The organism is Paenibacillus antri (assembly GCF_005765165.1).
Classification (GTDB): Bacteria; Bacillota; Bacilli; order Paenibacillales; family YIM-B00363; genus Paenibacillus_AE; species Paenibacillus_AE antri.
In genome coordinates, this window is the sequence record NZ_VCIW01000006.1 from 250852 (window position 1) to 273308 (window position 22457).

A 22457-nucleotide genomic window follows, 5' to 3' on the forward strand; every position below is an offset into this window, starting at 1 on the left:
ATGCTTGGCATGAATCGGAAGATCAATGAAACAAAGGGAGGATCACGAATGAAGAAGCGTAGCAAGCGAGCAAGACGGTTGACCTTGTCGACGGCCGCGGCGATGTCCGCGCTCGCCCTGTTGGCGGGCTGCACCGGGAGCGGAAGCGGCGGGGACGCCGGCGCCGACGCGGGGGGAGACGCGGCGCCGCCGAACGCCGAGACGGGCGGAAGCGAGGGGAACGGCGCGGAGGTCGGGTATCCCGAGACGATCACGTATTGGATTCCGATGGTCGACCATATCAAAGGACACGCCACCACGTTGAACGAAGTGACGTTGTATCAGGAATTGGAGCGAATCACCGGCACGAAGGTGGAGTTCAAGCATCCGAGCGGCGAGGGCGACCAAATTACGGAACAGCTGAACCTGATGATCGCCTCCCAGAACTTGCCGGACGTCGTAGAGACGAACTGGCTCAATATTTCGCGCGGTCCGGAGAACGCGATCAAGGAAGGCACGATTCTAAGGCTGAACGAGCTGATCGAGCAGCACGCGCCGAACTTCCGGAAATATCTCGACGAAAACCCCGACATCGAGAAGCTGATCAAGACGGACGAAGGCAGCATCTACGGCTTCCCGTTCATCCGCGGCCACGAGAGCCTCATGGTGTTCCACGGGCCGATCATCCGCAAGGACTGGCTGGAGCGCGTCGGCATGGACATCCCGACGACGATCGACGAGTGGGAAGCGGTGCTGACCGCATTCAAGGAGAAGGATCCGAACGGCAACGGACAGGCGGACGAAATTCCGTTCTTCATTAAGTACGACGGCAACGTGAAGGACTCGGGCATGAACCAGCTGATCGGCACGTTCGGCATCGGCGCGCAGTTCTATCAAGTGGACGGACAAGTGCGCTATGGGGAAATTCAACCGGAATTCAAGGAATTCCTGACCGTGTTGAACCGATGGTACGAGAAAGGGCTGCTCGACCCGGACTTCGCCGCCACGGACGGCGCGCTGCGCGACGCGAAGGTGACGGGCGACCAGTTGGGGGCCTTCTACTGGTACGCCGGCAGCGGCATCGGCCGATATATGGGGCTGATGGAGAAGGACCATCCGGACGCGGAGCTGTGGCCGGCGCCGTATCCGGCCTTGGAGAAGGGCGGCAAGGCGGCGCTCGGCCAGCGCGATACGGCCTTCTCGGGCATCGCGGCGGCGATTACGGGCAAAGCCAAGAACCCCGAACGCATCGTGAAGTGGCTCGACTTCGCCTACGGCGAGGAAGGGCATAACCTGTTCAATTTCGGGAAGGAAGGCGTGTCCTACGATTGGGTCGACGGGTATCCGAAATATTCCGATAACATTATGAAAAATCCGGAGGGTCTGAACGTCTCCCAAGCGATGAGCATGCACTTCCGGGCGGCGTATAACGGGCCGTTCGTCCAGGATAAGCGGTACGTCGAGCAGTACATGGAGCGGGATTCCCAGAAGGAAGCCATTCAAATCTGGAGCGAGCCGGAAAATAAAATCCAGATGCCGAAGGTGACGATGACGGCGGACGAGAACAAGCGATTCGCGTCGATCATGACGGACCTCAATACGTATTCCGACGAGATGGTGACCAAATTTATTATGGGTGTCGAGCCGCTCTCCAGCTTCGAACAATACGTGGAGACGCTGAAGAGCATGGGGATTCAGGAGGCTATCGATATTCAGCAAGCGGCGCTCGATCGCTTCAATAATCGATAGGGGGAACGCCCATGGCTCGGTTACAGCGAGAGCTCATCCCGGCCCCGGAGTTCAAGAGCAACCGGTTCGGGGCTCGCGTCCTGCGCGACTTTAAGCTCAACCGAACCGTCTACCTCATGCTGCTTCCGGTGGTGCTGTATTATCTCATTTTCCAATACGGTCCGATGTACGGGCTCCAGATCGCCTTCAAGGATTACATTCCGGCGAAGGGGTTCGCGGGCAGCCCTTGGGTAGGATTGAAGCATTTCCAGGAGTTTTTCGAAAGCTATTACTTCTGGCGGCTGCTGGGGAATACGATGCTGTTAAGCTTCTACAGCTTGATTTTCTTTTTCCCGGCGGGGATCGTGCTGGCGCTCTTGCTGAACGAGGTGGCGAATCCGAAATTCAAGCGGGCCGTGCAGACGATTACGTATATGCCGCACTTCATCTCGCTCGTCGTCATCGTCGGCATGATGGTCGACTTCTTGTCCTCGAACGGGCTGATCAACAATCTGCTCGTCTCCGTCTTCGGGATTGAACCGATTCCGTTCATGCGGACTCCGGGCTGGTTCCGCACGCTGTTCATCGGCTCGGAGCTGTGGCAGAACCTTGGGTGGAGCTCGATCATCTTCCTCGCCGCGATCAGCAACATCGATCCGGCGCTGTACGAGGCGGCCCGGATCGACGGCGCCAACCGATTCAAGCAAGCGCTGCATATTACGTTCCCGGGGATATTGCCGACCGTTACGATTCTGCTGATTTTGTTCATCGGCCGATTCATGACCGTAGGCGCCGAGAAAATCCTGCTCATGTACAACCCGGTTACGTACGAGACGGCCGACGTCATTCAGACCTATGTGTATCGCAAAGGGATTCTGCAGGCGGACTTCAGCTACAGCGCCGCGATCGGACTGTTCAACGCGGCGATCAGCTTCGCCTTGCTCATTCTGGCCAATACGATCGCCAGACGCGTCGGCGAGACCAAACTGTGGTAATGGAGGTAACACCGTATGCGCAGAAGCTGGGGGGAGCGATCCTTCGACGCCGGCAATATCGCCTTCATGCTGGCGCTGTCTCTGATTACGCTGTACCCGCTCGTTTTCGTATTGTTTTCCTCGCTCAGCGACCCGGCCGAGGTCGTGAGGAACCGGGGACTGTTGTTATATCCCAAAGGGTTTAATCTGGACGCCTATCGACTCGTCTTCGACAACCCGAACATCAAGACCGCGTACTTGAATACGCTCATCTATGTCGTGTGCGGCACGACGGTCAACCTCGTTATGACGTCGCTGGGCGCTTACGGCTTATCGAGGCGGAACGTCCTGTGGAAGAACGCGATTATGTTCATGATCGTGTTTACGATGTTTTTCGAAGGGGGCCTCATTCCGCTCTACTTGCTCGTCGGCAATCTAGGGATGCTGGATACGCGACTGGCGCTCATCCTCCCGACGGCCGTGAGCGCCTTCAATCTGATCATCATGCGCACGGCGTTCCAAGGCGTGCCGGTCAGTCTGGAGGAGTCGGCGCGGCTGGACGGCGCGGGCGACTGGACGATCTTGTTCCGCGTCGTGCTGCCGCTCTCGCTGCCGGTCGTCGCCGTCATGGTGCTGTTTTACGGCGTATACCATTGGAACTCGTGGTTTCCCGCGATGATTTATTTGCAGACGCGCGAGCTGCTGCCGCTGCAGCTCATTCTCCGGGAAATTCTGATCGCCAACGACACCAGCAGCATGATGGGCAACGTCCCTTCGGGCGACGAGATGCCGGTGGGCGAGACGATCAAGTACGCGACGATTATGGTGGCGACGCTGCCGATTTTGTTTCTGTATCCGTTCTTGCAGAAGTATTTCGTCAAAGGCGTCATGATCGGCGCGATCAAAGAGTAAGGACGAACCCGCTCCCGCCGCTTTCTTCCGTCAGCTCATCGTACGAGCCGACGCGTCGAAGGGGCGGGAGTTTTTATGTATCCGGGGAGATCATCGTCCTTCGCGCGCGTCTTTACGACCTGATTTCCTCTGATCAGCTTAACGGCAAATCCGAATATGGGGTTGTCAGGAATTCGCAAAGCCGGGTAGCTGTTCGCGCCGGAGAACGGTCGTTAACTAGACTATTACGCGACGGATCGCGCCGGAAGTCGGTCGGTCCGTTGAGTTCGAAAGCAAAGACGATTCCACTCGTCGCGCAGGGAGCCGCCCTTCGCCGCCGCATTCCAACGAAAACAGAACTCGTCGAGGTAGCTCTGAAGATAGGCGGAACCGATGCCATTAAACAGGCGGATGAGCCAACGGTTTGCTTCATGGAAGCACTCGCGGAGCGGGCTGCGTTCCATCCGCCAGTCGTTCAACCATTGGATTGTCGAGCCGGGGGAGGCAACTTCCGAAGCGATACGCTCCTTGCCTTGCCCCGTCAACTCCTTCCAGCCGGGATACAAGTCCTCGGTTCGAACCACATTGATTTTCAGCTCGCTCGGCATGCCGAGCGAATCGACGGCGGCGCCGACGCCGACAACGCGCTCGCAGCGGTAATGTCGATGGGGAAGAAAGGTGAAAATGGCTTTCGGCGCCAAGGCGCGAAGCCCCGCATGGACAGTCCCGGCAAGCCGGCGTTCGGCTTCGAGCTCCCGAATGGCGCCGCGAAACTTCCGAAGCATCGTCCATGCCACCTTATGCGAAACGCCGATGAAGGCGCTTAACTGCTTGGCATTGATGCCGTTCGTCGAGCCGAGCAGGTCGATGGCGGCGGCCCACTTTTCCAACGGGGTGCGGCTCTTGTCCATAATCGTTCCGGCGGTTACGCTCGTCTGATGCCGGCATAGGCGGCATTGATACAACGGCGATTTGCGGGTCTGGATCAAATAATAAGCACGATGATCGCATTGCGGACAGACGAAGCCGTCCGGCCACCGTCGGTGAAAAAACTCATCGATATAAGAAATAATCCCCAAACCCATCGCCCCCTGACAACTTTATTATACCGAACAAATGTTCCCGTGTAAAGGATAATTTTCAGATGAGCCGGCTTACCAGGGAAGCTGAGCAGGAGGAATCAGTTCGCAAAGGAGCAAGCAAGAGGTCAACTCGGTCCGAGACTGAGCAGAGGGAAGCAGGTCGTAAAGGAGCTCGGAACGGAACAGAAGGATCGTAATAATTTCTTTATATGATTCGCGAACGCAGTTAACATATCTCTGCCAGAATCATGTAGGGTTGTTAAAAAGGAGGTGAAAATCTCCGAAAACTATGCAACGATAACGATAGCAATGATTGACCGATGGTTACCGTCGTCAATGGTTTGCAGCTATTCTACTACCTATTCGGAAGGCAGGAGAGAGGATGAAGCGGAACAAGGTATGGGCCAGGTGGACGAGCCTTGCGCTGGCCGCGGCGGTCTCGGCGTCGCCGCTGTCGCCGGCGGCCGTGCCGGCGGCGAACGCGACGGGAGCGGGGCATCTAGTGATCAGCGAGGTATACGGAGGGGGAGGAAATAGCGGATCGACATGGAGGAGCGATTTCATCGAGCTGTACAATCCGACGGAGACAGCCGTTAACGTAACGGGTTGGACCGTGCAGTACGCGTCGTCCTCCGGCAGCTTCAGCTTGGCGTCGAATATGTATGTCGAGCTGTCCGGGATCGTCGCGCCTCACGGGTATTATCTCGTGAAGGCCGCCGACGGCAGCGGCGGCACCGTCTCGCTGCCGGCGCCGGACGACGAAGGCGGCATCGCGATGGCGGCGGGGAGCGGCAAGGTGGCGCTCGTCTCGAACGGCGAGGCGATTACGGGGAAGGACGACCCGGACGTCGTCGACTTCGTCGGCTACGGCGGCGCGGGCGCGTACGAGGGAAGCGGCGGGACGCCGACGCCTTCGAGCTCGGTCAGCGCGCAGCGCAAGAGCGACGCGGCGGGGTACGTGCCGGGACAAGGCAACGGCTTCGACACGAACGATAACAGAGCCGACTTCTTCACCGCCGCTCCGACGCCGCGAAACGCCGCTTCGCCCGCGGAGCCGCCGCTCGGCGACGACGTCGTGGCGGGCGTTACGGCGACGCCGGCGCCGGGCGCGGTCGAACGAGGGACGGAGGTCGCGCTGAGCAGCGCCACCGTCACGGCGGCCGTGTATTACAGCGTCTATGCGCCGGACGGTACGCCTATCGTGACCGACGCGCTCTACGCGGGGCCGATCCCGATTACGCAGGCGACGACGATCGAAGCCTACGCGCAGAAGGGGGACGTGCGCAGCGAAGTAAGGACATTCGCCTACGACCTCATCGAGACGCTTTCGATCGCCGAGGCGAGGGCGCTGCCGGCGAACGCCGCCGCGACGATCGAAGGCGTCGTCACCTACAAGGAGTCGGCCGGCGGCCAGAACAACCTGTACGTGCAGGACGAGACGGCGGGCATCGTCGTCCGGGGCGCGAATTTGACGCCGAACCCGGGGGACCGCATCCGCGTATCGGGGACGATGACCGACTATTTCGGACTGGCGCAGCTGCAGACCGCAGCCGGCCAATCGACCGTCCTGACGCCGCAGGCGGGCGTTCCGGCGCCGACCGTCGTCGACTCGCGCGGGTTCGCCGAGCCGAACGAGGCGCGGCTCGTAAAGCTGGAGTCCGCGACGATCGGGGCGGGCAACGAGTTTAACGAGTATACGATTCAAGACGAATACGGCACGGCGATCGTGAAGTCCGGCTGGATCGAATCCGGAAAGACGTACGATCAGATCGTCGGCGTTCTGACGTATTCCTTCGGCAATTACATGCTCCTTCCGCGCAACCGGTTCGACGTCATCGAGAAGACGTTCTCCGTCATCGCGGAGACGCCGCCGGGCATCGTGCCGCCGGGCACGGGCATCGCGCTGTTCTCGCCGCAGCCGGGAGCGGCCGTCTATTACACGACGGACGGCTCCGCGCCGACGCCGGAGACGGGGACGCCGTACGCGGGGCCGATCGTCGTCGGCGACGACGACGAGCTGACGATCCGCGCGATCGCCGCGGTCGACGGCATGGCGAGCGACGTCTATACGTTCCATTACGTAAAGCAACAAACGTACGAAGGCCTCGCCATCCACGACGTGCAATCGGCGGGTCACGTCTCCCCGTTCGCGGGGCATAAGGTGAACGATCTGGAGGGCATCGTCACGCAGCGGGTCGGCACGGGTAAGTTTTACATGCAGACGGTCCCCGGCCAAGAAGACGGAGACGTCCGGACGTCGGAAGCGATTCTGGTGTACTCCTCGTACAGCGTGGCGCCGGGCGACCGCGTGCTCGTCGACGGAACGGTCGAGGAGCGGAAGGAAGAGGGCTACGACGATGCGAACGACCTGCTGACGACGGCGATCGGCTCGGCGTTCGTCTCCCGGACGAGCCGCGGGAACGAGCTGCCGGCGCCGGTCGCGCTGGAGCGGGACCGCGTCATTCCGAAGTCGATCGTGGACAACGACGGGATGACCGTTTTCGATCCGGAGGAAGACGCCCTTGATTTCTACGAAAGCTTGGAGTCGATGCGCCTCGAGCTGCGGGACGCCCGCGTCGTAGGGCCGCTCCATTTCGAAATTCCGGTCGTGCTCGGCGACCAGCCGGGCGAGACGATGACGCCGAACGGCGGCATTCTGCTCGCCGGCGAAGACATTAACCCGCAGCGCGTGCTGGTGAAGAAGGAAGTCGACGGCTATAAGACGGGGGACCGGTTCCTCGCGCCGATCGTCGGCGTGCTCGGCTACGATTACAGCAACTTCAAGGTCATTCCGGAAGGCAATCTGCCTGCGGCGGAAAAGGGTGCGGCAACGCGCGAGCGAACCTCGATCGTTTTCGATGAAGACAAACTGACGATCGCCGGGTTCAATATCGAAAACTTCTGGGATAACCCGAGCGCGGCGGGCGCGGAGAAGAAGCGCAAAATCGCGTCGGCGATTGTCGAACATCTGAACGCCCCCGATATTATCGGTCTTATCGAAGTGCAGGATAATAACGGGCAGACGGACGACGGCACGACCGACGCGAGCAAGAGCTACGAGGCGCTGATCGCGTCGGTCGCGGCGGCGGGCGGACCGACGTACGCATATACGGACATCGCGCCGGAGAACAACCGAGACGGCGGAGCGACCGGCGGCAACATTCGCGTCGGGTATTTGTACAATCCGGACCGGGTGACGCTGACGGAGAAGCCTCGCGGCGATGCGACGACCGCGGTCGCCTATGACAAGAAGAACGGGTTGTCGCATAACCCGGGACGAATCGCGCCGACGAACGACGCGTTCGACAGCTCCCGCAAGCCGCTCGCCGCCGAATTCGAGTTCAAGGGCGAGCGCGTGATCGTCGTCAACAACCACTTCAACTCGAAGGGCGGAGACGAGGCGCCGTTCGGCGCGATCCAGCCGCTGCCGCCGATCCTTGCCAGCGAAACGCAGCGCCAAACAATCGCGAACGTCGTGAACGACTTCGTCGCCGGCGTGCTGAAGGAGGACCATAAGGCGAACGTCGTGCTGCTGGGGGACTTCAACGACTTCCAATTTTCCAAGACGCTTGAAATACTGAAGGGCGACGAGCTCGTCAACCTGGTGGACCTGCTTCCGCTCCCGGAACGCTACTCCTACGTGTACCAAGGAAACTCGCAGACGCTTGATCACGTGCTCGTGACCGAACGGCTCGCGCCCGCGACGACGCTGGACATCGTCCACATCAACGCGGATTTCAGCGAACGGGACGGCCGCGTCAGCGACCACGATCCGCTGCTCGTCCAGTTGGATCTGTTCGCGAGAGGCGTCGGCAACGGCGCTGGGCAAGGCTACGGCAACGGCAAAGGCACGAAGAAATAACCGCGAACACGAAAATACGCCCTCCGGACTTAGCGTCCAGAGGGCGTATTCGGTTCTAAGGAAGGAGCGCGGTTCTTGTATTCTCCGCAGTCCAGGCAGCTTTCCACGTTGATCTTCCGCATATAGCACAGATCGTTCGATTTCCCGCAATAGATCGGGGCGTCGTCGGCGATATCGGTGGAAATCATAAGACAATGCTTGCACGATCCGACGAGAGCGGCGGTGATGCGCAGCACCATAAGCCGCAGCGAGTCTTCGTCGTCCGTAAGCAGCAGCTCGGGATCGCTGCCGGACGAGCGAAGCGGTTGCAATGAATCGGAGTCTTCTAGCTTGTACAACGCCTTACCCCCTCGCGCCCGCGAGGGAAAAACGCAATGCTTCCTTCAAACTAGACCCGCCTGTATGTCGTCCGTCTCTAGGGCGGCTTGGCGATCGTAGCTTCCGGCGGAAGCGGTAGACCCATAGCTTTGCGTCCTTCCCTTTCGGAAAAGTTTGCCGTGACCCTGTCCTATGCGCTCGCTTGCGGATGCACGTTCGGTGTCTCCTACTAAATTACCATTACAATACCATAAGTTGGAACCTTCGGTCACTACTATTTTTGCGATTTGCAAAACCTTAAAAATACGAACTATATCTCATGACGGTCGGGGAATGTTCGCTTTTTACGTTGACATTGCCATGTAAGCATTGGTACACTAAAGACGAAACGAAGAATTTACCGGAACGGCGACATATGTCCTGGGGCTGCACGATGGCGCCCGGACTTTTGTTTTGTAAGCGCGGCATGCGTACCTATATTATACGAAGCGAAGGAGTGCTTAAATCGTGTCAACACCGATCGTCGGCGTCGTCATGGGCAGCAAATCCGACTGGGAAACGATGAAGCTCGCGTGCGATATGCTGGAGGCGCTCGGCGTCCCGTACGAGAAGCGCGTCGTCTCCGCCCACCGCACGCCGGATCTGATGTTTACGTATGCGGAGCAAGCCCGCGAGCGGGGGCTCAAGGTCATTATCGCGGGAGCGGGCGGCGCGGCGCATCTGCCGGGCATGATCGCGGCGAAGACGGAGCTGCCGGTCATCGGCGTGCCGGTGCAATCCAAGGCGCTGAGCGGGCTCGACTCGCTGCTGTCGATCGTGCAGATGCCGGCAGGCGTGCCGGTGGCGACGGTCGCGATCGGCGCGGCGGGAGCGACGAACGCGGGGCTGCTCGCGGCGCAGATCGTAGGCGCGTACGACCCGGAGGTCGCGGCGCGGCTTGCGGCGCGGCGGGAGAATACCCGCGCGGAAGTGGAATCGATCGGCGATAACCTGCCGTAAATTGGAGAATACTATCGACATGGAAACTTCTAACATGAGACGAATTTTGCCGGGCGCGACGATCGGCGTGCTCGGCGGCGGCCAGCTCGGCCGCATGTTGGCGCTGAAGGGACGCGAGATGGGGTACCGGTTCGCGACGCTCGATCCGACGCCGGATTCGCCGTGCGGACAAGTGTCCGACCGGCAGGTGACGGCGCATTACGGAGACGAGGGCGCGGCGCGGGAGCTCGGGCGCATCGCGGACGTCATTACGTACGAGTTCGAAAATGTGAACGCCGGCGTCGCGGCCGTGCTCGAGCGCGAGTCGTACGTCCCGCAGGGCAGCGAGCTGCTGCGCACGACGCAGCACCGGCTGCGCGAGAAGCGGGCGGTCGAAGCCGCGGGCGTGCCGGTGGCGCCGTATCGCGAGATCCAGGCGATCGCCGATCTGCGCGAGGCGCTGCAGGCGTTCGGCGCGCCGTGCGTGCTGAAGACGGCGACCGGCGGCTACGACGGCAAGGGGCAGTTCGTCATTCGGCGCATCGAACAAGCGGCCGAAGCGTTCACGTCGCTCGGCGGCGGGAACGTCGAGCTGATCGTCGAGCAGTTCGTCGACTTCGAGCGCGAACTGTCGGTCGTCGCGGCGCGGGGGACGGACGGCGAGGTGCGGACGTTCCCCCCGGCGTGGAACGTGCATGTGAACGGCGTGCTGCACACGTCGACGGCGGCGCCGGGGCTCATCCCGGCCGACGTCGACGCCCGCGCGCGCAAGATGGCGGCGGACATCGCCGCCTCGCTGAACGTCGTCGGCCTCATCGCCGTCGAGATGTTCCTGAAGGCGGACGGTACGCTGTACGTCAACGAGCTGGCGCCGCGGCCTCATAACTCGGGCCACTACTCGATGGACGCCTGCACCGCGTCGCAATTCGAGCTTCATCTGCGAGCCGTCTGCGGCTTGCCGCTGCCGGAGCCGAAGCTGCTGACGCCGGTCGTCATGGTCAACGTGCTCGGCGAGCACGTCGCGCCGCTGCTGCGGTGGATGGAAGCGGGCGGCGAGCGGACGCTGCCGGAAGGCGTGGACGCGAAGCTTCATCTCTACGGCAAGGCGGAATCGAAGCCGGGCCGCAAGATGGGGCACGTGAACCTGCTGACCGACGACCCGGACAAAGCGCTGCGCTGGATCGAGACGTGCGGGATTTGGACGTAGCCGGACGCCCGGTTCGCGGGCCGCGCCGAAAGAAACTGCAAATGTGCAGGTATTACGGGGAACATGGGCGGAAAAAGGCCGAATAACTGCGAAAATACATCTAATTGAGCGAAACCCTCTTTCAACCGCAAAAATAGATGCACTTTCGCAGTTAAATGACGGGCGGAGGTCGCTAGCGATGGAAATAAATGCAGTTTTGCAGGCTAGCGGCAGAAGGCCGTACGATTGCAGATAGACGGAGGAGGAACCATACGATGATCGAACGTTACACTCGGCCCGAGATGGCCGCGATCTGGACGGAGCAAAACAAGTTCCAAGCATGGCTCGAGGTGGAGCTCGCGGCGTGCGAGGCGTGGAGCGAGCTCGGCGTCATTCCGAAGGAGGACGTGGAGGCGCTGCGCGCGAAGGCGGGCTTCGATATCGATCGGATTAGCGAGATCGAGTTGGAGACGCGCCACGACGTCATCGCGTTCACCCGCGCGGTATCCGAAACGGTCGGTCCGGAGCGGAAGTGGGTGCACTACGGCCTGACGTCGACGGACGTCGTCGACACGGCGCTCGGCTACTTGCTGAAGCAAGCGAACGCCATTCTCGAAGCCGATATCATTCGATTCATCGACATCCTCAAGGAGCAAGCCGTTCGCTACAAGGACACCGCCATGATGGGCCGCACGCACGGCGTGCACGCGGAGCCGACGACGTTCGGGCTCAAGCTCGCCCTCTGGTACGAAGAGATGAAGCGGAACCTCGAGCGATTCCGACATGCGGCCGACGGCGTGCAGTTCGGGAAAATTTCCGGCGCGGTCGGCACGTACGCGAACATCGATCCGCACGTCGAAGCGTCCGTCTGCAAGAAGCTCGGCATCAAGCCGGCGCCGATCTCGACGCAGACGCTGCAGCGCGACCGTCACGCGGAATACATGGCGACGCTCGCGTTGGTCGCGACCTCGCTCGACAAGTTCGCGACGGAAATCCGGGCGCTGCAGAAGTCCGAGTTCCGCGAAGTGGAAGAGCCGTTCGCGAAGGGACAGAAGGGCTCGTCGGCGATGCCGCACAAGCGCAACCCGATCGGCTGCGAGAACATCTCGGGTCTCTCCCGCGTCATCCGCGGCCACATGATCACCGCGTACGAGAACGTGACGCTGTGGCATGAGCGCGATATCAGCCACTCGTCGGCGGAGCGCGTCATCCTGCCGGACGCGACGCAGCTGCTCAATTATATGCTGAACCGCCTCGGCAACATCATTAAGAACCTTACGGTGTTCCCGGAAAACATGAAGCGCAACATGGAGCGCACGTACGGCGTGCCGTTCTCCGGCCGCGTCATGACGAAGCTGATCGACAAGGGCTGGAGCCGCGAGCAGGCGTACGACACGGTGCAGCCGCGCGCGATGCAGGCGTGGGAGACGCAGCGCCAGTTCCGCGACATTATCGAGAACACGCCGGAAATTACGGCGGCGTTGTCCGCCGAAGAGATCGCCGACGCGTTCAATCCGAGCTGGCATCTGAAGCACGTCGACACGATCTTCCGTCGGCTCGAGCTGATCTAAGGAGGCGCTACGATCGTGACCAACCAACTGCCCGAAGCGATCTCCACCGCGGTCCCGTACGTGCAGGCGCCGCTCGTTTATAAAGGAAAGGTTCGCGAGCTGTACGATCTTGGGGAACATTTCCTCATCGTCGTCACCGACCGCATCTCCGCCTTCGACTACATCTTAACCCCGGCCGTGCCGGATAAGGGCAACGTGCTGAACCGCATGAGCGTGCATTGGTTCGAGGAGACGAAGGGGATCGTCGCCAACCACCTCGTCCATGCGGACGTCGACAAGCTCGGCGGTTACGCGACCGACAAGGAAGTCTTAAGAGACCGAGTCATGGTGACCAAGAAGGCTCGCCGCATCGACATCGAATGCGTCGTTCGCGGCTATCTCACCGGCGGCGGCTGGAGACAGTTCCAGAAGACCGGCGCGGTGAACGGCATCCCGTTAGACGCCGGCACGCGCAAGAACGCGCGGCTGCCGCAGCCGATCTTCACGCCGGCGGCGAAAAACGACGTCGGCCACGACGAAGACATCTCCTTCGAGGAGATGCAGCGTCAGGTCGGCGCGGAGCTAGCGGAGAAGCTGCGCGACGTCAGCATTCGGCTGTACGAGTACGCGCACGGCCGGTTGAAGGAACGCGGCATCATTCTCGCCGATTGCAAGTTCGAGTTCGGCTTGCTGGACGGCGAGCTCATCCTGATCGACGAGCTGTTCACGCCGGATTCCTCGCGCTTTTGGGCCGAGGAAAACTACGCGCTCGACATCGAGATCGACTCGATGGACAAGGAGCCGGTGCGCACGTACCTCGCGAACTCCGATTGGGACAAGGAGAGCGAGCCGGGCCCGCTGCCGGAGGCGGTCGTCGCGGAGACGACGAAGCGGTACAGAGAAATTTATCGCCGGATTACCGGCGCCGAGCGATCGTAGATCGCGGCGAGATAAGCAAAGCATCGGAACCACGCGTTACCATTTTCTAGAGGAGGCTGGACGAGAGCCATGAAAGCGACGGTATTCGTAACGGTGAAGGAAAACGTGCTCGACCCGCAAGGCAAGGCGGTGCAAGGCGCGCTGCATTCGATGGGCTTCGACGAAGTCGGCGAGGTGCGCATCGGCAAGTATATGGAGCTCAATCTCGATACGAACGATGCGTTGGTCGCCGAAGAACGCGTGCGCACGATGTGCGAGAAGCTGCTCGCGAACACGGTCATCGAGGACTACCGCTTCGAACTGAAAGGGGAGTAAAGCATGCCGGCTATGGACGCAATGAACGTAGCGGTGCTCGTCTTCCCGGGCTCGAACTGCGATATCGACTGCTATAAGGCCGTAGAGCACACGATTCGGCAGCCGGTCGAATACGTATGGCACCAAGCGACGGACCTGTCGAAGTTCGATTTGATCCTCGTGCCGGGCGGCTTCTCGTACGGCGATTACCTGCGCTGCGGCGCGATCGCCCGCTTCTCGCCGGTCATGGAGGAAGTGCGCAAGGCGGCGGAAGCCGGCAAGTACGTGCTCGGCATCTGCAACGGCTTTCAGATTTTGCTCGAATCCGGCCTGCTCCCGGGCGCGATGCGCCGCAACAACTCGCTGAAGTTCAAGTGCGCACCGACGACGCTCGAAGTCGCGAACAACGACACGGCGTTCACGCGCGACTACGCGGCGGGAGAGAAGATCCAGATCCCGATCGCGCACGGCGAAGGCAACTACTACTGCGACGACGAGACGCTCGCGCGCCTCGAGGCGAACCGGCAAATCGTGTTCCGCTACAGCGGGGAAAACCCGAACGGCTCGGTCGCCGACATCGCGGGCATTACGAACGAGCGCGGCAACGTGCTCGGCATGATGCCGCATCCGGAGCGGGCGGTCGACACGCTGCTCGGATCTAGCGACGGCAAGCGGATGTTCACGTCAGTCCTTACAGCATGGAGGGGAACCGCACATGGCGCAGCAACAGCAGGCCGTTAACTTGGAGCCGACCGCGGAGCAAATCCGCGATCAGCAATTGTATAAGCAGATGGGCATGACGGACGCGGAATACCAGAAGGTTGTCGGCCATCTCGGCGGACGTCTTCCGAACTACACCGAAGTCGGCGTGTTCAGCGTCATGTGGTCGGAGCATTGTTCCTATAAGAACTCGAAGGTCGTCTTGCGGAAATTCCCGACCTCCGGACCGCGCGTGTTGATGGGACCCGGCGAAGGCGCCGGCATCGTCGACATCGGCGACAAGCAGGCGGTCGTGTTCAAGATCGAATCGCATAATCACCCGTCCGCCATCGAGCCGTACCAGGGCGCGGCGACGGGCGTGGGCGGGATTATTCGGGACATCTTCTCGATGGGGGCTCGTCCGGTCGCGTTAATGAATTCCCTGCGCTTCGGCCGACTCGAGAACGAACGCGTGAAGTACTTGTTCGAGCACGTCGTGTCCGGCATCGCCGGCTACGGCAACTGCATCGGCATTCCGACGGTCGGCGGCGAGATCATGTTCGACGAGTCGTACGAGGGCAACCCGCTCGTCAACGCGATGTGCGTGGGCCTCATCGACCACGACGACATTCAACGCGGCGTCGCGCAGGGCATCGGCAACCCGGTGTTCTACGTCGGTCCGGCGACGGGCCGCGACGGCATTCACGGCGCGACGTTCGCGTCGGAGGAGCTGACGGCGGAGTCGGAGGCGAAGCGCCCGGCGGTGCAGGTCGGCGATCCGTTCATGGAGAAGCTCGTCATGGAAGCCTGCCTCGAGGTTATCGACCGCGGTCTGGTACTCGGCATTCAGGATATGGGCGCGGCAGGTCTTACTTGTTCGTCCGCTGAGATGGCGTCGAAGGCGGGCAACGGCATGGAGCTGTGGTTAGACAAGGTGCCGCAGCGCGAGCCGGGCATGACGGCGTACGAGATGATGCTCTCCGAATCGCAGGAGCGCATGCTGTTCGTCACGACGCCGGACAAGGAAGCCGCGGTCAAGGAAGTGTTCCACCGCTGGGGCTTGTTCTGCGAAATCGTCGGCAAGGTGACGGACACGGGACGACTGACGTTGATTCACCACGGCGAAGTCGTCGGCGACATGCCGGTCACGGCGCTGGTCGACGATTGCCCGATGTACCACAAGCCTTCCGCCGTGCCGGCGTACTACGAAGCGAACGCTTCGGTCGATACGCTGCGGTACCCCGAAGTGACGGATTTGGCGGACGCGCTCCTGAAGGTGCTGGCGTCGCCGACGGTCGCGTCGAAGGAATGGGTGTACGGTCAGTATGATCATATGGTGCGTACGGCGACGGTCGTGCGGCCGGGCTCCGACGCGGCGGTCGTTCGCGTGGACGGCACGCGCAAGGGTCTCGCCATGACGACGGACTGCAACGGCCGGTACGTGTATCTCGACCCGGAAGTCGGCGGACGTATTGCCGTCGCGGAAGCGGCGCGCAACGTCGTCTGCTCGGGCGGCGAGCCTTTGGCGTTGACGGATAACCTGAACTTCGGTTCCCCGGATAAGCCGGAAATTTTCTGGCAGTTGGAAAAGGCCACCGACGGCATGTCCGAAGCCTGCAAGGTTCTTGATACGCCGGTCATCGGCGGCAACGTGTCGCTCTATAACGAAAACGCGCGCGGCGCGATCTACCCGACGCCGGTCATCGGCATGGTCGGTCTCGTGCACGACGTCGAGCATGTCACGACGCAGGCGTTCAAGAGCGAAGGCGACGTGATCTTCCTGCTCGGCGAGACGCACGCGGAGCTGGGCGGCAGCGAGTTCCAGCTGGTCGTGCACGGCGTGACGGAAGGACGTCCGCCGGCCATCGACCTTCAGGTGGAGAAGCAGCTGCAGAAGGCGGTCTTGTCCGCGATTCAAGGCGGCTTAGTGTCTTCCGCGCACGACTTGTCCGAAGGAGGCCTCGCGGTCGCGTTGGCCGAGAGCTGCATCAGCGGCGGAATCGGCGCGAACGTGGATTGGAAAATCAGCGGGCTGCGCAACGACGTAGCGCTGTTCAGCGAATCGCAATCGCGTCTGCTGCTCTCGTGCCGTCCGGAACAAGCGGACGCGCTGCAGATGCACCTCGTGGAAGAGGGCGTGCGCGCGACGCGGATCGGTACGGTCGGCGGGACGAAGCTGAACGTGATGGTAAACGGCTCCGCGGTGCTCGACGTCGACGTATCGACTTTGGAAACTACATGGAAGGACGCGATCCCGTGTCTGATGAAGTAATGTCGTCAGCGTCTCGGAAACCGCATATGGATTCTAACTTGCAGCTGTGGACGGGCGACTACTTCAACGAGGGCGCCGACGACCGCGTGTTTTTCGATAAGCTTCGCGAGGAATGCGGCGTGTTCGGCGTATGGAACCATCCGGACGCTTCGTCGCTCTGCTACTACGGTCTGCACGCGCTGCAGCACCGCGGTCAGGAGAGCGGCGGCATCTGCACGGTGCATCGTCGCGAATTTCACTACCATCGCGGCATGGGGCTGGTCAAGGAAGTGTTCGACCAGCCTCGTCTCGAGGCGCTGCCGGGCAAGGTCGGCATCGGCCACGTCCGGTACTCGACGGCCGGCGAGAGCAAGCTCGCGAACGCGCAGCCGCTCGTGTTCAAGTGGCGCGACGGCGACCTCGCGATCGCGACCAACGGCAATATCGTGAACGCGCCGGACATCCGGCGCGAGCTCGAGGAAGCCGGCTCGATCTTCCAAACGACGAGCGATACGGAGGTCGTCGCGCATCTCATCGCGCGCTCCAAGGCGCCGTCGATCGAGGAAGCGGTGAAGGAGTCGCTGCGGCGGCTGAACGGCGCGTTCGCGTTCGTGTTCATCACGAACGACAAGATGGTCGCGGCGCGCGACCAGCACGGCTTGCGCCCGTTCGTGCTCGGGCGGCTCGGCGACGCGTGGCTGTTCTCGTCGGAGACGTGCGCGTTCGACGCGGTCGGCGCGGAGTACGTGCGGGACGTGCGCCCGGGCGAGCTGCTCGTGTTCGACGCCGACGGCGTGCGCGAGGAGCGGTTCGCCGAGGCGGCGCCGAAGCGGGCGGTGTGCTCGATGGAGTATATTTACTTCGCTCGCCCGGACAGCGACGTCGACGAAGTGAACATCCACACGGCGCGCAAGAAGATGGGCAAGCGCCTCGCCATGGATTCGTTCGTCGACGCGGACGTCGTCACCGGCGTGCCGGATTCGTCGATTTCCGCGGCGATCGGCTTCGCGGAGCAGACGGGCATTCCGTACGAGCTCGGCTTGATCAAGAACCGTTACACCGGTCGGACGTTCATCCAGCCGTCGCAGGAGCTGCGCGAGCAGGGCGTGAAGATGAAGCTGTCCGCGGTGCGCAAGGTCGTCGAAGGCAAGCGCGTCGTCATGATCGACGACTCGATCGTGCGCGGCACGACGTCGCGGCGCATCGTGAATTTGCTCCGAGAAGCGGGCGCGGTCGAGGTGCATGTGCGCATTACGTCGCCGCCTTTCGCGAACCCTTGCTTCTACGGCATCGATACGCCGACGCGGGGCGAGCTGATCGCCTCCTCGAAGTCGGTGGAGGAGATCCGGCAGCTGATCAACGCCGACTCGCTGTACTTCCTAAGCAAGGAAGGCTTGACGGAGTCGATCGGCGCTTCGGGCGCTCCGGCGGACGCCGGCTTCTGCATGGCGTGCTTCGACAACTGCTACCCGACGCTGTCGGAGGAAGAAGCGGAGAAAGCCGTCGCCGCGAAGTGCTAAGCGACGGCTGAAGCCGTGCCCTGGAGGGGCGGCGGAACGTAAGCGCGAATTCGCGCTTAGAGCGCCGGCCGTGGGCCGAATGGGCGGAAATAAGCGCGGATTCGCGCTTAGAATGCCGGCCGGGGCCAGAATGGACGAAAATAAGCGCGAATTCGCGCTTAGAGCGCCGTCCGTGGGCCGGATGGGCGGAAATAAGCGCGGATTCGCGCTTAGAGCGCCGGCTGGGGCCCGATTGGTCGGAAATAAGCGCGGATTCGCGCTTAGAACGCTTCCGAGGCCCGATTGGTCGGAAATAAGCGCAAAATTGAGCTTACAATACCGGAATGAGTCCATATGCCGGAAATAAGCGTAAAAATGCGGCTACGAATAAAGTGTGAGGTGACTTGGCTCGTGTCAGAAGCGTATAAGCAAGCCGGGGTGAACATCGCCGCCGGCAACGAAGCGGTTGAGCGGATGAAACGGCACGTCGCCCGGACGACGCGCCCGGAAGTGATCGGGGGCCTCGGCGGATTCGGCGGTCTGTTCGCCATGGATCGCGAAAAGTATAAAGAGCCGATCCTCGTCTCCGGCACGGACGGCGTAGGCACGAAGCTGAAGGTCGCGTTCGCGGCCGACAAGCACGACACCGTCGGCATCGACGCGGTCGCGATGTGCGTCAACGACATCGTCGTCCAAGGCGCCGAGCCGCTGTTTTTCCTCGACTACTTGGCGGTCGGCGTGCTCGAGCCGGGTAAGGTCGAGCAGATCGTTGCGGGCGTAGCGGAAGGCTGCGTCCAAGCGGGCTGCGCGCTCATCGGCGGCGAGACGGCCGAGATGCCGAGCATGTACCAGGACGGCGAATACGACATCGCGGGCTTCACGGTCGGCGTCGTCGAGAAGTCGAAGATGATCGACGGCAGCACGGTTCGCGCGGGCGACGCCATCATCGGCCTCGCGTCGAGCGGCGTGCACAGCAACGGCTTCAGCCTCGTGCGCAAGCTCCTCCTCGACAGCGGCAAGTACGGCGTGAACGACGTCGTGCCGGCGCTCGGAGAAGGCGTTACGGTCGGCGAAGCGCTGCTCGCGCCGACGCGCATTTACGTGAAGCCTGTACTGGCATTGCTTGAGAAAGTCGCGGTGCGCGGCATGGCGCACATTACGGGCGGCGGCTTCATCGAAAACATTCCGCGCGTTTTGCCTTCGAACGTCAACGCGCACATCAAGCTCGGCTCCTGGCCGATGCCGAAGATCTTCGGCTTGCTTCGCTCCGAAGGCAACCTGACGCACGACGACTGCTACCGCACGTTCAACATGGGCATCGGCTATGTCATCGTCGTGCCGGCGGACGAGCGCGAAGCGGCGCTGGAAGCGCTCCGCGCCGCGGGCGAGACGCCGTACGAGATCGGCGTCGTCACCGAAGGCACAGGCGTCGTCACGTTCGAAGGGACCGAAGCGTAAATGGCGCGTAAGCTTGTAGCCGTCTTCGCTTCGGGCTCCGGCTCGAACTTCGAAGCGGTGGTCTCGGCGGTCGCCGGGGACGCCGCTTCGCCGTATGAGGTGTCGCTGCTCGTCTGCGACAAGCCGGGCGCCGCGGCGATCGCGCGCGCGGAGCGGCTCGGCGTCCCCGTGTACGCGGTGCGCCCGAAGTCGTACCCCTCGCGCGAGGCGTACGAGGCGGACGTCGTCCGCGAGCTGCGCGCGCGCGGGATCGACTTCGTCGTGCTCGCCGGCTACATGCGTCTCATCACCGCCACCTTGCTCGATGCGTATCCGAATCGGATTCTTAACATTCATCCTTCCTTGCTGCCTGCATTCCCGGGGCTGCACGCCGTCGAGCAGGCGCTGGAATACGGCGCGAAGGCGGCGGGGGTGACGGTGCATTTCGTCGACGGGGGCATGGACAGCGGCGCGATCATCGCGCAGGAAGCGCTCGCCGTGCGCGACGACGATACGCCGGAGACGCTGTATCCGCGCATCCAAGCGATCGAGCATCGGCTGTATCCCGCCGTCGTGCGCGCCTTCGCCGAAGACCGCGTGCGCCTCGACGGCCGTCGCGTCACGGTGGAAGGCGGACTAGGACTGTAGGGGAAGGCAAGTGGGGCGGTGTCGGGGGATGCGGTTGTTTTCCTTTGCTCAGAGCGAGGGGGCGGTGAAGAGGGGCCGCGGTCCTTTCCGACCTGATTCCCTTTGTTCAGGGAGGAGGGGGATGTGTCGGGTTCCGCACTCCTTTCCGACCTGATTTCCTCTGCTCAGAAGCTGGGGCGAACGCTCCAGGGTGCGGAAAATCTCAGATGTCCAGAGGGATCGCGTTACAAGTAACTAGTGTGTCCGGCGGTCGGCGGGAGTACGAGGCAGACGCCGGGCCCCCCAGATTCGCGAAGCGAAACATCAACGGCGCGAACCTTTCGCGCCGCGATACATATACCCCGTGAAGGATGCGGGGAGAATACCATTTTCCTAGGAGGTACTATTGTGGCGAACAGAAGGGCGCTCATCAGCGTATCGGATAAGACCGGAATCGACGCGTTCGCGGCGGAGCTCGTGAAGCTCGGCTTCGAAATCATCAGCACCGGGGGGACCAAGACGCTGTTCGAGAGCAAAGGCATTCCGGTCACCGGCATCAGCGACGTAACGGGCTTTCCGGAAATACTCGACGGCCGCGTGAAGACGCTGCACCCGGCGGTGCACAGCGGACTTCTCTCCGTACGCGACAGCGAGGAGCACCGGCAGCAGATGCAGGAGCTGAACCTCGGTTACATCGATCTCGTGGCGGTCAACCTGTACCCGTTCCAGGCGACGATTTCGAAGCCGAACGTGTCGTACGAAGACGCTATCGAAAACATCGACATCGGCGGCCCGTCCATGCTGCGCAGCGCCGCGAAAAACCACGCATTCGTAACGGTTATCGTCGACGCGGCGGATTACCCGCAGGTGCTCGAGGAGCTCCGCGCGAACGGCGATACGACGCTCGACACCCGGAAGAAGCTGGCCGCCAAGACGTTCCGCCACACCTCCGCCTACGATGCGCTCATCGGCGACTACCTGACGACGAAGCTCGGGGAGACGCTGCCGGAGCGAGTTACAGTTACCTACGAAAAGGTCCAAGACCTCCGCTACGGCGAAAACCCGCATCAAGCGGCAGCCTTTTACAAGAAGCCTCTAGCCGGTGCAGGCAGCCTCGCGAACGCGCAGCAGCTGCACGGCAAGGAGCTTAGCTACAACAACATCAACGACGCGAACGCGGCGCTGCAGATTCTTCGCGAATTTACGGACGAGCCGGCCGCCGTCGCGGTTAAGCATATGAACCCGTGTGGCGTGGGGATCGGGTCCGACATTTTCAACGCATATACCAAAGCTTATGAGGCCGACCCGACGTCGATCTTCGGTGGCATCGTGGCGCTGAACCGTCCGGTAGACGCGGCGACGGCGGCGAAGCTGAACGAAATTTTCCTCGAGATCGTCATCGCCCCGGACTATGCGCCGGACGCGCTCGACATTCTCATGAAGAAGAAAAACATCCGTCTCTTGAAATTGCCGTTCGTGCCGACGGAGGACAGATACTTGGTGACGTCCGTCGAGGGCGGCATGCTGTTCCAAGAGACGGACACGAAGCAAATTACGGCGGCGGACCTGAAGGTCGTCACGGAGCGCGCGCCGACGGAAGAAGAGCTGAAGCAGCTGCTTTTCGCGTGGAAGGTCGTCAAGCACGTGAAGTCCAACGCGATCGCGCTGGCGAACGACAACATGACGATCGGCATCGGCGCCGGTCAGATGAACCGCGTCGGCTCTGCACGAATTGCGCTTGAGCAAGCTGGCGAAAAGGCGCAAGGGTCGGCCCTCGCCTCCGACGCGTTCTTCCCGATGGGCGACACGGTCGAGCTCGCGGCGAAATACGGCGTGAAAGCGATCATCCAGCCGGGCGGTTCCATCAAGGACGACGAGTCGATCGCGGCGGCGAACGCGGCCGGCATCGCGATGGTGTTCACGGGCGTGCGCCACTTCAAACACTAAGCATAACTGCAATTGTGCAGTAAATACCGGCGGCGGTGGCGTCGGAGCGGGGAGTAGCTGCATAAATACACTTATTTGTCGGGAAAATGGCACCCGTGCGCTGAAATAGCTGCACTTTTGCAGGTATGGGGCCGAAATGGGCGGATTTTTCGAGAAATAGATGTACTTTTGCATTTAGCTTCGTCGCTTCGCATGCCGCCTCCCTGAACAAGGAGG

At 61.8% G+C, this 22457-nt stretch carries 17 protein-coding genes and 1 riboswitch; of the genes, 15 read left to right on the plus strand and 2 right to left on the minus strand.

Translation table 11 applies throughout. From position 1 onward, the window contains the following. The first annotated feature begins 48 nt into the window (after window positions 1-48). From FE782_RS12265 to FE782_RS12275, 3 genes are read left to right on the plus strand one after another with little or no spacing between them, the layout of a single operon-like run. Window positions 49-1728, plus strand: coding sequence for an extracellular solute-binding protein (locus FE782_RS12265; RefSeq protein ID WP_138194371.1), 1680 nt, complete (start codon window positions 49-51; stop codon window positions 1726-1728). An 11-nt stretch (window positions 1729-1739) separates the two neighbouring features. After that, window positions 1740-2702: an ABC transporter permease gene (locus tag FE782_RS12270; protein ID WP_138194372.1), complete on the plus strand. Its 963-nt coding sequence runs from the start codon at window positions 1740-1742 to the stop codon at window positions 2700-2702. A gap of 15 nt (window positions 2703-2717) precedes the next feature. Next, window positions 2718-3593 (plus strand): carbohydrate ABC transporter permease, encoded by an 876-nt coding sequence (locus FE782_RS12275; protein WP_138194373.1) that lies wholly within the window; start codon window positions 2718-2720, stop codon window positions 3591-3593. A 224-nt stretch (window positions 3594-3817) separates the two neighbouring features. On the opposite strand, the gene FE782_RS12280 is transcribed toward FE782_RS12275, so the two are convergent. Further along, window positions 3818-4651: a transposase gene (locus FE782_RS12280; RefSeq protein WP_158299366.1), complete on the minus strand. Its 834-nt coding sequence runs from the start codon at window positions 4649-4651 to the stop codon at window positions 3818-3820. A 385-nt stretch (window positions 4652-5036) separates the two neighbouring features. On the opposite strand from FE782_RS12280, the gene FE782_RS12285 reads away from it, so the two are divergent. Continuing rightward, entirely contained in the window at window positions 5037-8516 is a 3480-nt protein-coding gene (locus tag FE782_RS12285) for a DUF8508 domain-containing protein (RefSeq protein WP_138194375.1), read from the plus strand. A gap of 29 nt (window positions 8517-8545) precedes the next feature. Here FE782_RS12285 and FE782_RS12290 read toward each other — a convergent pair whose 3' ends face one another. Continuing rightward, a complete protein-coding gene (locus FE782_RS12290) occupies window positions 8546-8854 on the minus strand; it encodes a hypothetical protein (RefSeq protein WP_138194376.1) in 309 nt (102 codons plus the stop codon). A gap of 78 nt (window positions 8855-8932) precedes the next feature. Beyond that, a riboswitch (cyclic di-GMP riboswitch) is annotated at window positions 8933-9023 on the minus strand. 345 nt (window positions 9024-9368) lie between these two features. Here FE782_RS12290 and purE point away from each other — a divergent pair. From purE to purH, 11 genes are all read left to right on the plus strand, one after another. Then, entirely contained in the window at window positions 9369-9833 is a 465-nt protein-coding gene (purE, locus tag FE782_RS12295) for a 5-(carboxyamino)imidazole ribonucleotide mutase (protein WP_138194433.1), read from the plus strand. Between the two features lie 19 nt (window positions 9834-9852). Continuing rightward, complete coding sequence (gene purK / locus FE782_RS12300; protein WP_138194377.1) at window positions 9853-11019, plus strand: 5-(carboxyamino)imidazole ribonucleotide synthase; 1167 nt, start codon at window positions 9853-9855, stop codon at window positions 11017-11019. Between the two features lie 254 nt (window positions 11020-11273). Then, window positions 11274-12569 carry an adenylosuccinate lyase gene (gene purB / locus FE782_RS12305; RefSeq protein ID WP_138194378.1) on the plus strand — a complete coding sequence of 432 codons (1296 nt, stop codon included), beginning with the start codon at window positions 11274-11276 and terminating at the stop codon, window positions 12567-12569. A gap of 15 nt (window positions 12570-12584) precedes the next feature. Next, window positions 12585-13487 carry a phosphoribosylaminoimidazolesuccinocarboxamide synthase gene (locus FE782_RS12310; protein ID WP_138194379.1) on the plus strand — a complete coding sequence of 301 codons (903 nt, stop codon included), beginning with the start codon at window positions 12585-12587 and terminating at the stop codon, window positions 13485-13487. 69 nt (window positions 13488-13556) lie between these two features. Further along, a complete protein-coding gene (purS, locus tag FE782_RS12315) occupies window positions 13557-13802 on the plus strand; it encodes a phosphoribosylformylglycinamidine synthase subunit PurS (RefSeq protein WP_138194380.1) in 246 nt (81 codons plus the stop codon). A gap of 21 nt (window positions 13803-13823) precedes the next feature. Next, a complete protein-coding gene (purQ, locus tag FE782_RS12320) occupies window positions 13824-14522 on the plus strand; it encodes a phosphoribosylformylglycinamidine synthase subunit PurQ (RefSeq protein WP_138194434.1) in 699 nt (232 codons plus the stop codon). Continuing rightward, window positions 14497-16752: a phosphoribosylformylglycinamidine synthase subunit PurL gene (gene purL, locus FE782_RS12325; RefSeq protein WP_138194381.1), complete on the plus strand. Its 2256-nt coding sequence runs from the start codon at window positions 14497-14499 to the stop codon at window positions 16750-16752. Before purQ ends, purL begins: the two co-directional genes overlap by 26 nt. 26 nt (window positions 16753-16778) lie before the next feature. Beyond that, complete coding sequence (purF, locus tag FE782_RS12330; protein ID WP_238392451.1) at window positions 16779-18251, plus strand: amidophosphoribosyltransferase; 1473 nt, start codon at window positions 16779-16781, stop codon at window positions 18249-18251. 390 nt (window positions 18252-18641) lie between these two features. Beyond that, on the plus strand, window positions 18642-19688 hold the full coding sequence (purM, locus tag FE782_RS12335) for a phosphoribosylformylglycinamidine cyclo-ligase (protein WP_138194383.1): 1047 nt from the start codon (window positions 18642-18644) through the stop codon (window positions 19686-19688). Beyond that, window positions 19689-20315, plus strand: coding sequence for a phosphoribosylglycinamide formyltransferase (purN, locus tag FE782_RS12340; protein ID WP_138194384.1), 627 nt, complete (start codon window positions 19689-19691; stop codon window positions 20313-20315). A gap of 387 nt (window positions 20316-20702) precedes the next feature. Further along, a complete protein-coding gene (purH, locus tag FE782_RS12345; protein WP_138194385.1) occupies window positions 20703-22241 on the plus strand; it encodes a bifunctional phosphoribosylaminoimidazolecarboxamide formyltransferase/IMP cyclohydrolase in 1539 nt (512 codons plus the stop codon). The last annotated feature ends 216 nt before the right edge of the window (window positions 22242-22457 follow it).

What these genes read in the sequence shown, in the direction of transcription:
- FE782_RS12265 (WP_138194371.1), top strand. Translation starts at nt 49, where the DNA reads ATGAAGAAGCGTAGCAAGCGAGCAAGACGGTTGACCTTGTCGACGGCC.
- FE782_RS12270 (WP_138194372.1), top strand. Translation starts at nt 1,740, where the DNA reads ATGGCTCGGTTACAGCGAGAGCTCATCCCGGCCCCGGAGTTCAAGAGC.
- FE782_RS12275 (WP_138194373.1), top strand. Translation starts at nt 2,718, where the DNA reads ATGCGCAGAAGCTGGGGGGAGCGATCCTTCGACGCCGGCAATATCGCC.
- FE782_RS12285 (WP_138194375.1), top strand. Translation starts at nt 5,037, where the DNA reads ATGAAGCGGAACAAGGTATGGGCCAGGTGGACGAGCCTTGCGCTGGCC.
- purE (WP_138194433.1), top strand. Translation starts at nt 9,369, where the DNA reads ATGGGCAGCAAATCCGACTGGGAAACGATGAAGCTCGCGTGCGATATG.
- purK (WP_138194377.1), top strand. Translation starts at nt 9,853, where the DNA reads ATGGAAACTTCTAACATGAGACGAATTTTGCCGGGCGCGACGATCGGC.
- purB (WP_138194378.1), top strand. Translation starts at nt 11,274, where the DNA reads ATGATCGAACGTTACACTCGGCCCGAGATGGCCGCGATCTGGACGGAG.
- purS (WP_138194380.1), top strand. Translation starts at nt 13,557, where the DNA reads ATGAAAGCGACGGTATTCGTAACGGTGAAGGAAAACGTGCTCGACCCG.
- purQ (WP_138194434.1), top strand. Translation starts at nt 13,824, where the DNA reads ATGAACGTAGCGGTGCTCGTCTTCCCGGGCTCGAACTGCGATATCGAC.
- purL (WP_138194381.1), top strand. Translation starts at nt 14,497, where the DNA reads ATGGCGCAGCAACAGCAGGCCGTTAACTTGGAGCCGACCGCGGAGCAA.
- purF (WP_238392451.1), top strand. Translation starts at nt 16,779, where the DNA reads ATGGATTCTAACTTGCAGCTGTGGACGGGCGACTACTTCAACGAGGGC.
- purN (WP_138194384.1), top strand. Translation starts at nt 19,689, where the DNA reads ATGGCGCGTAAGCTTGTAGCCGTCTTCGCTTCGGGCTCCGGCTCGAAC.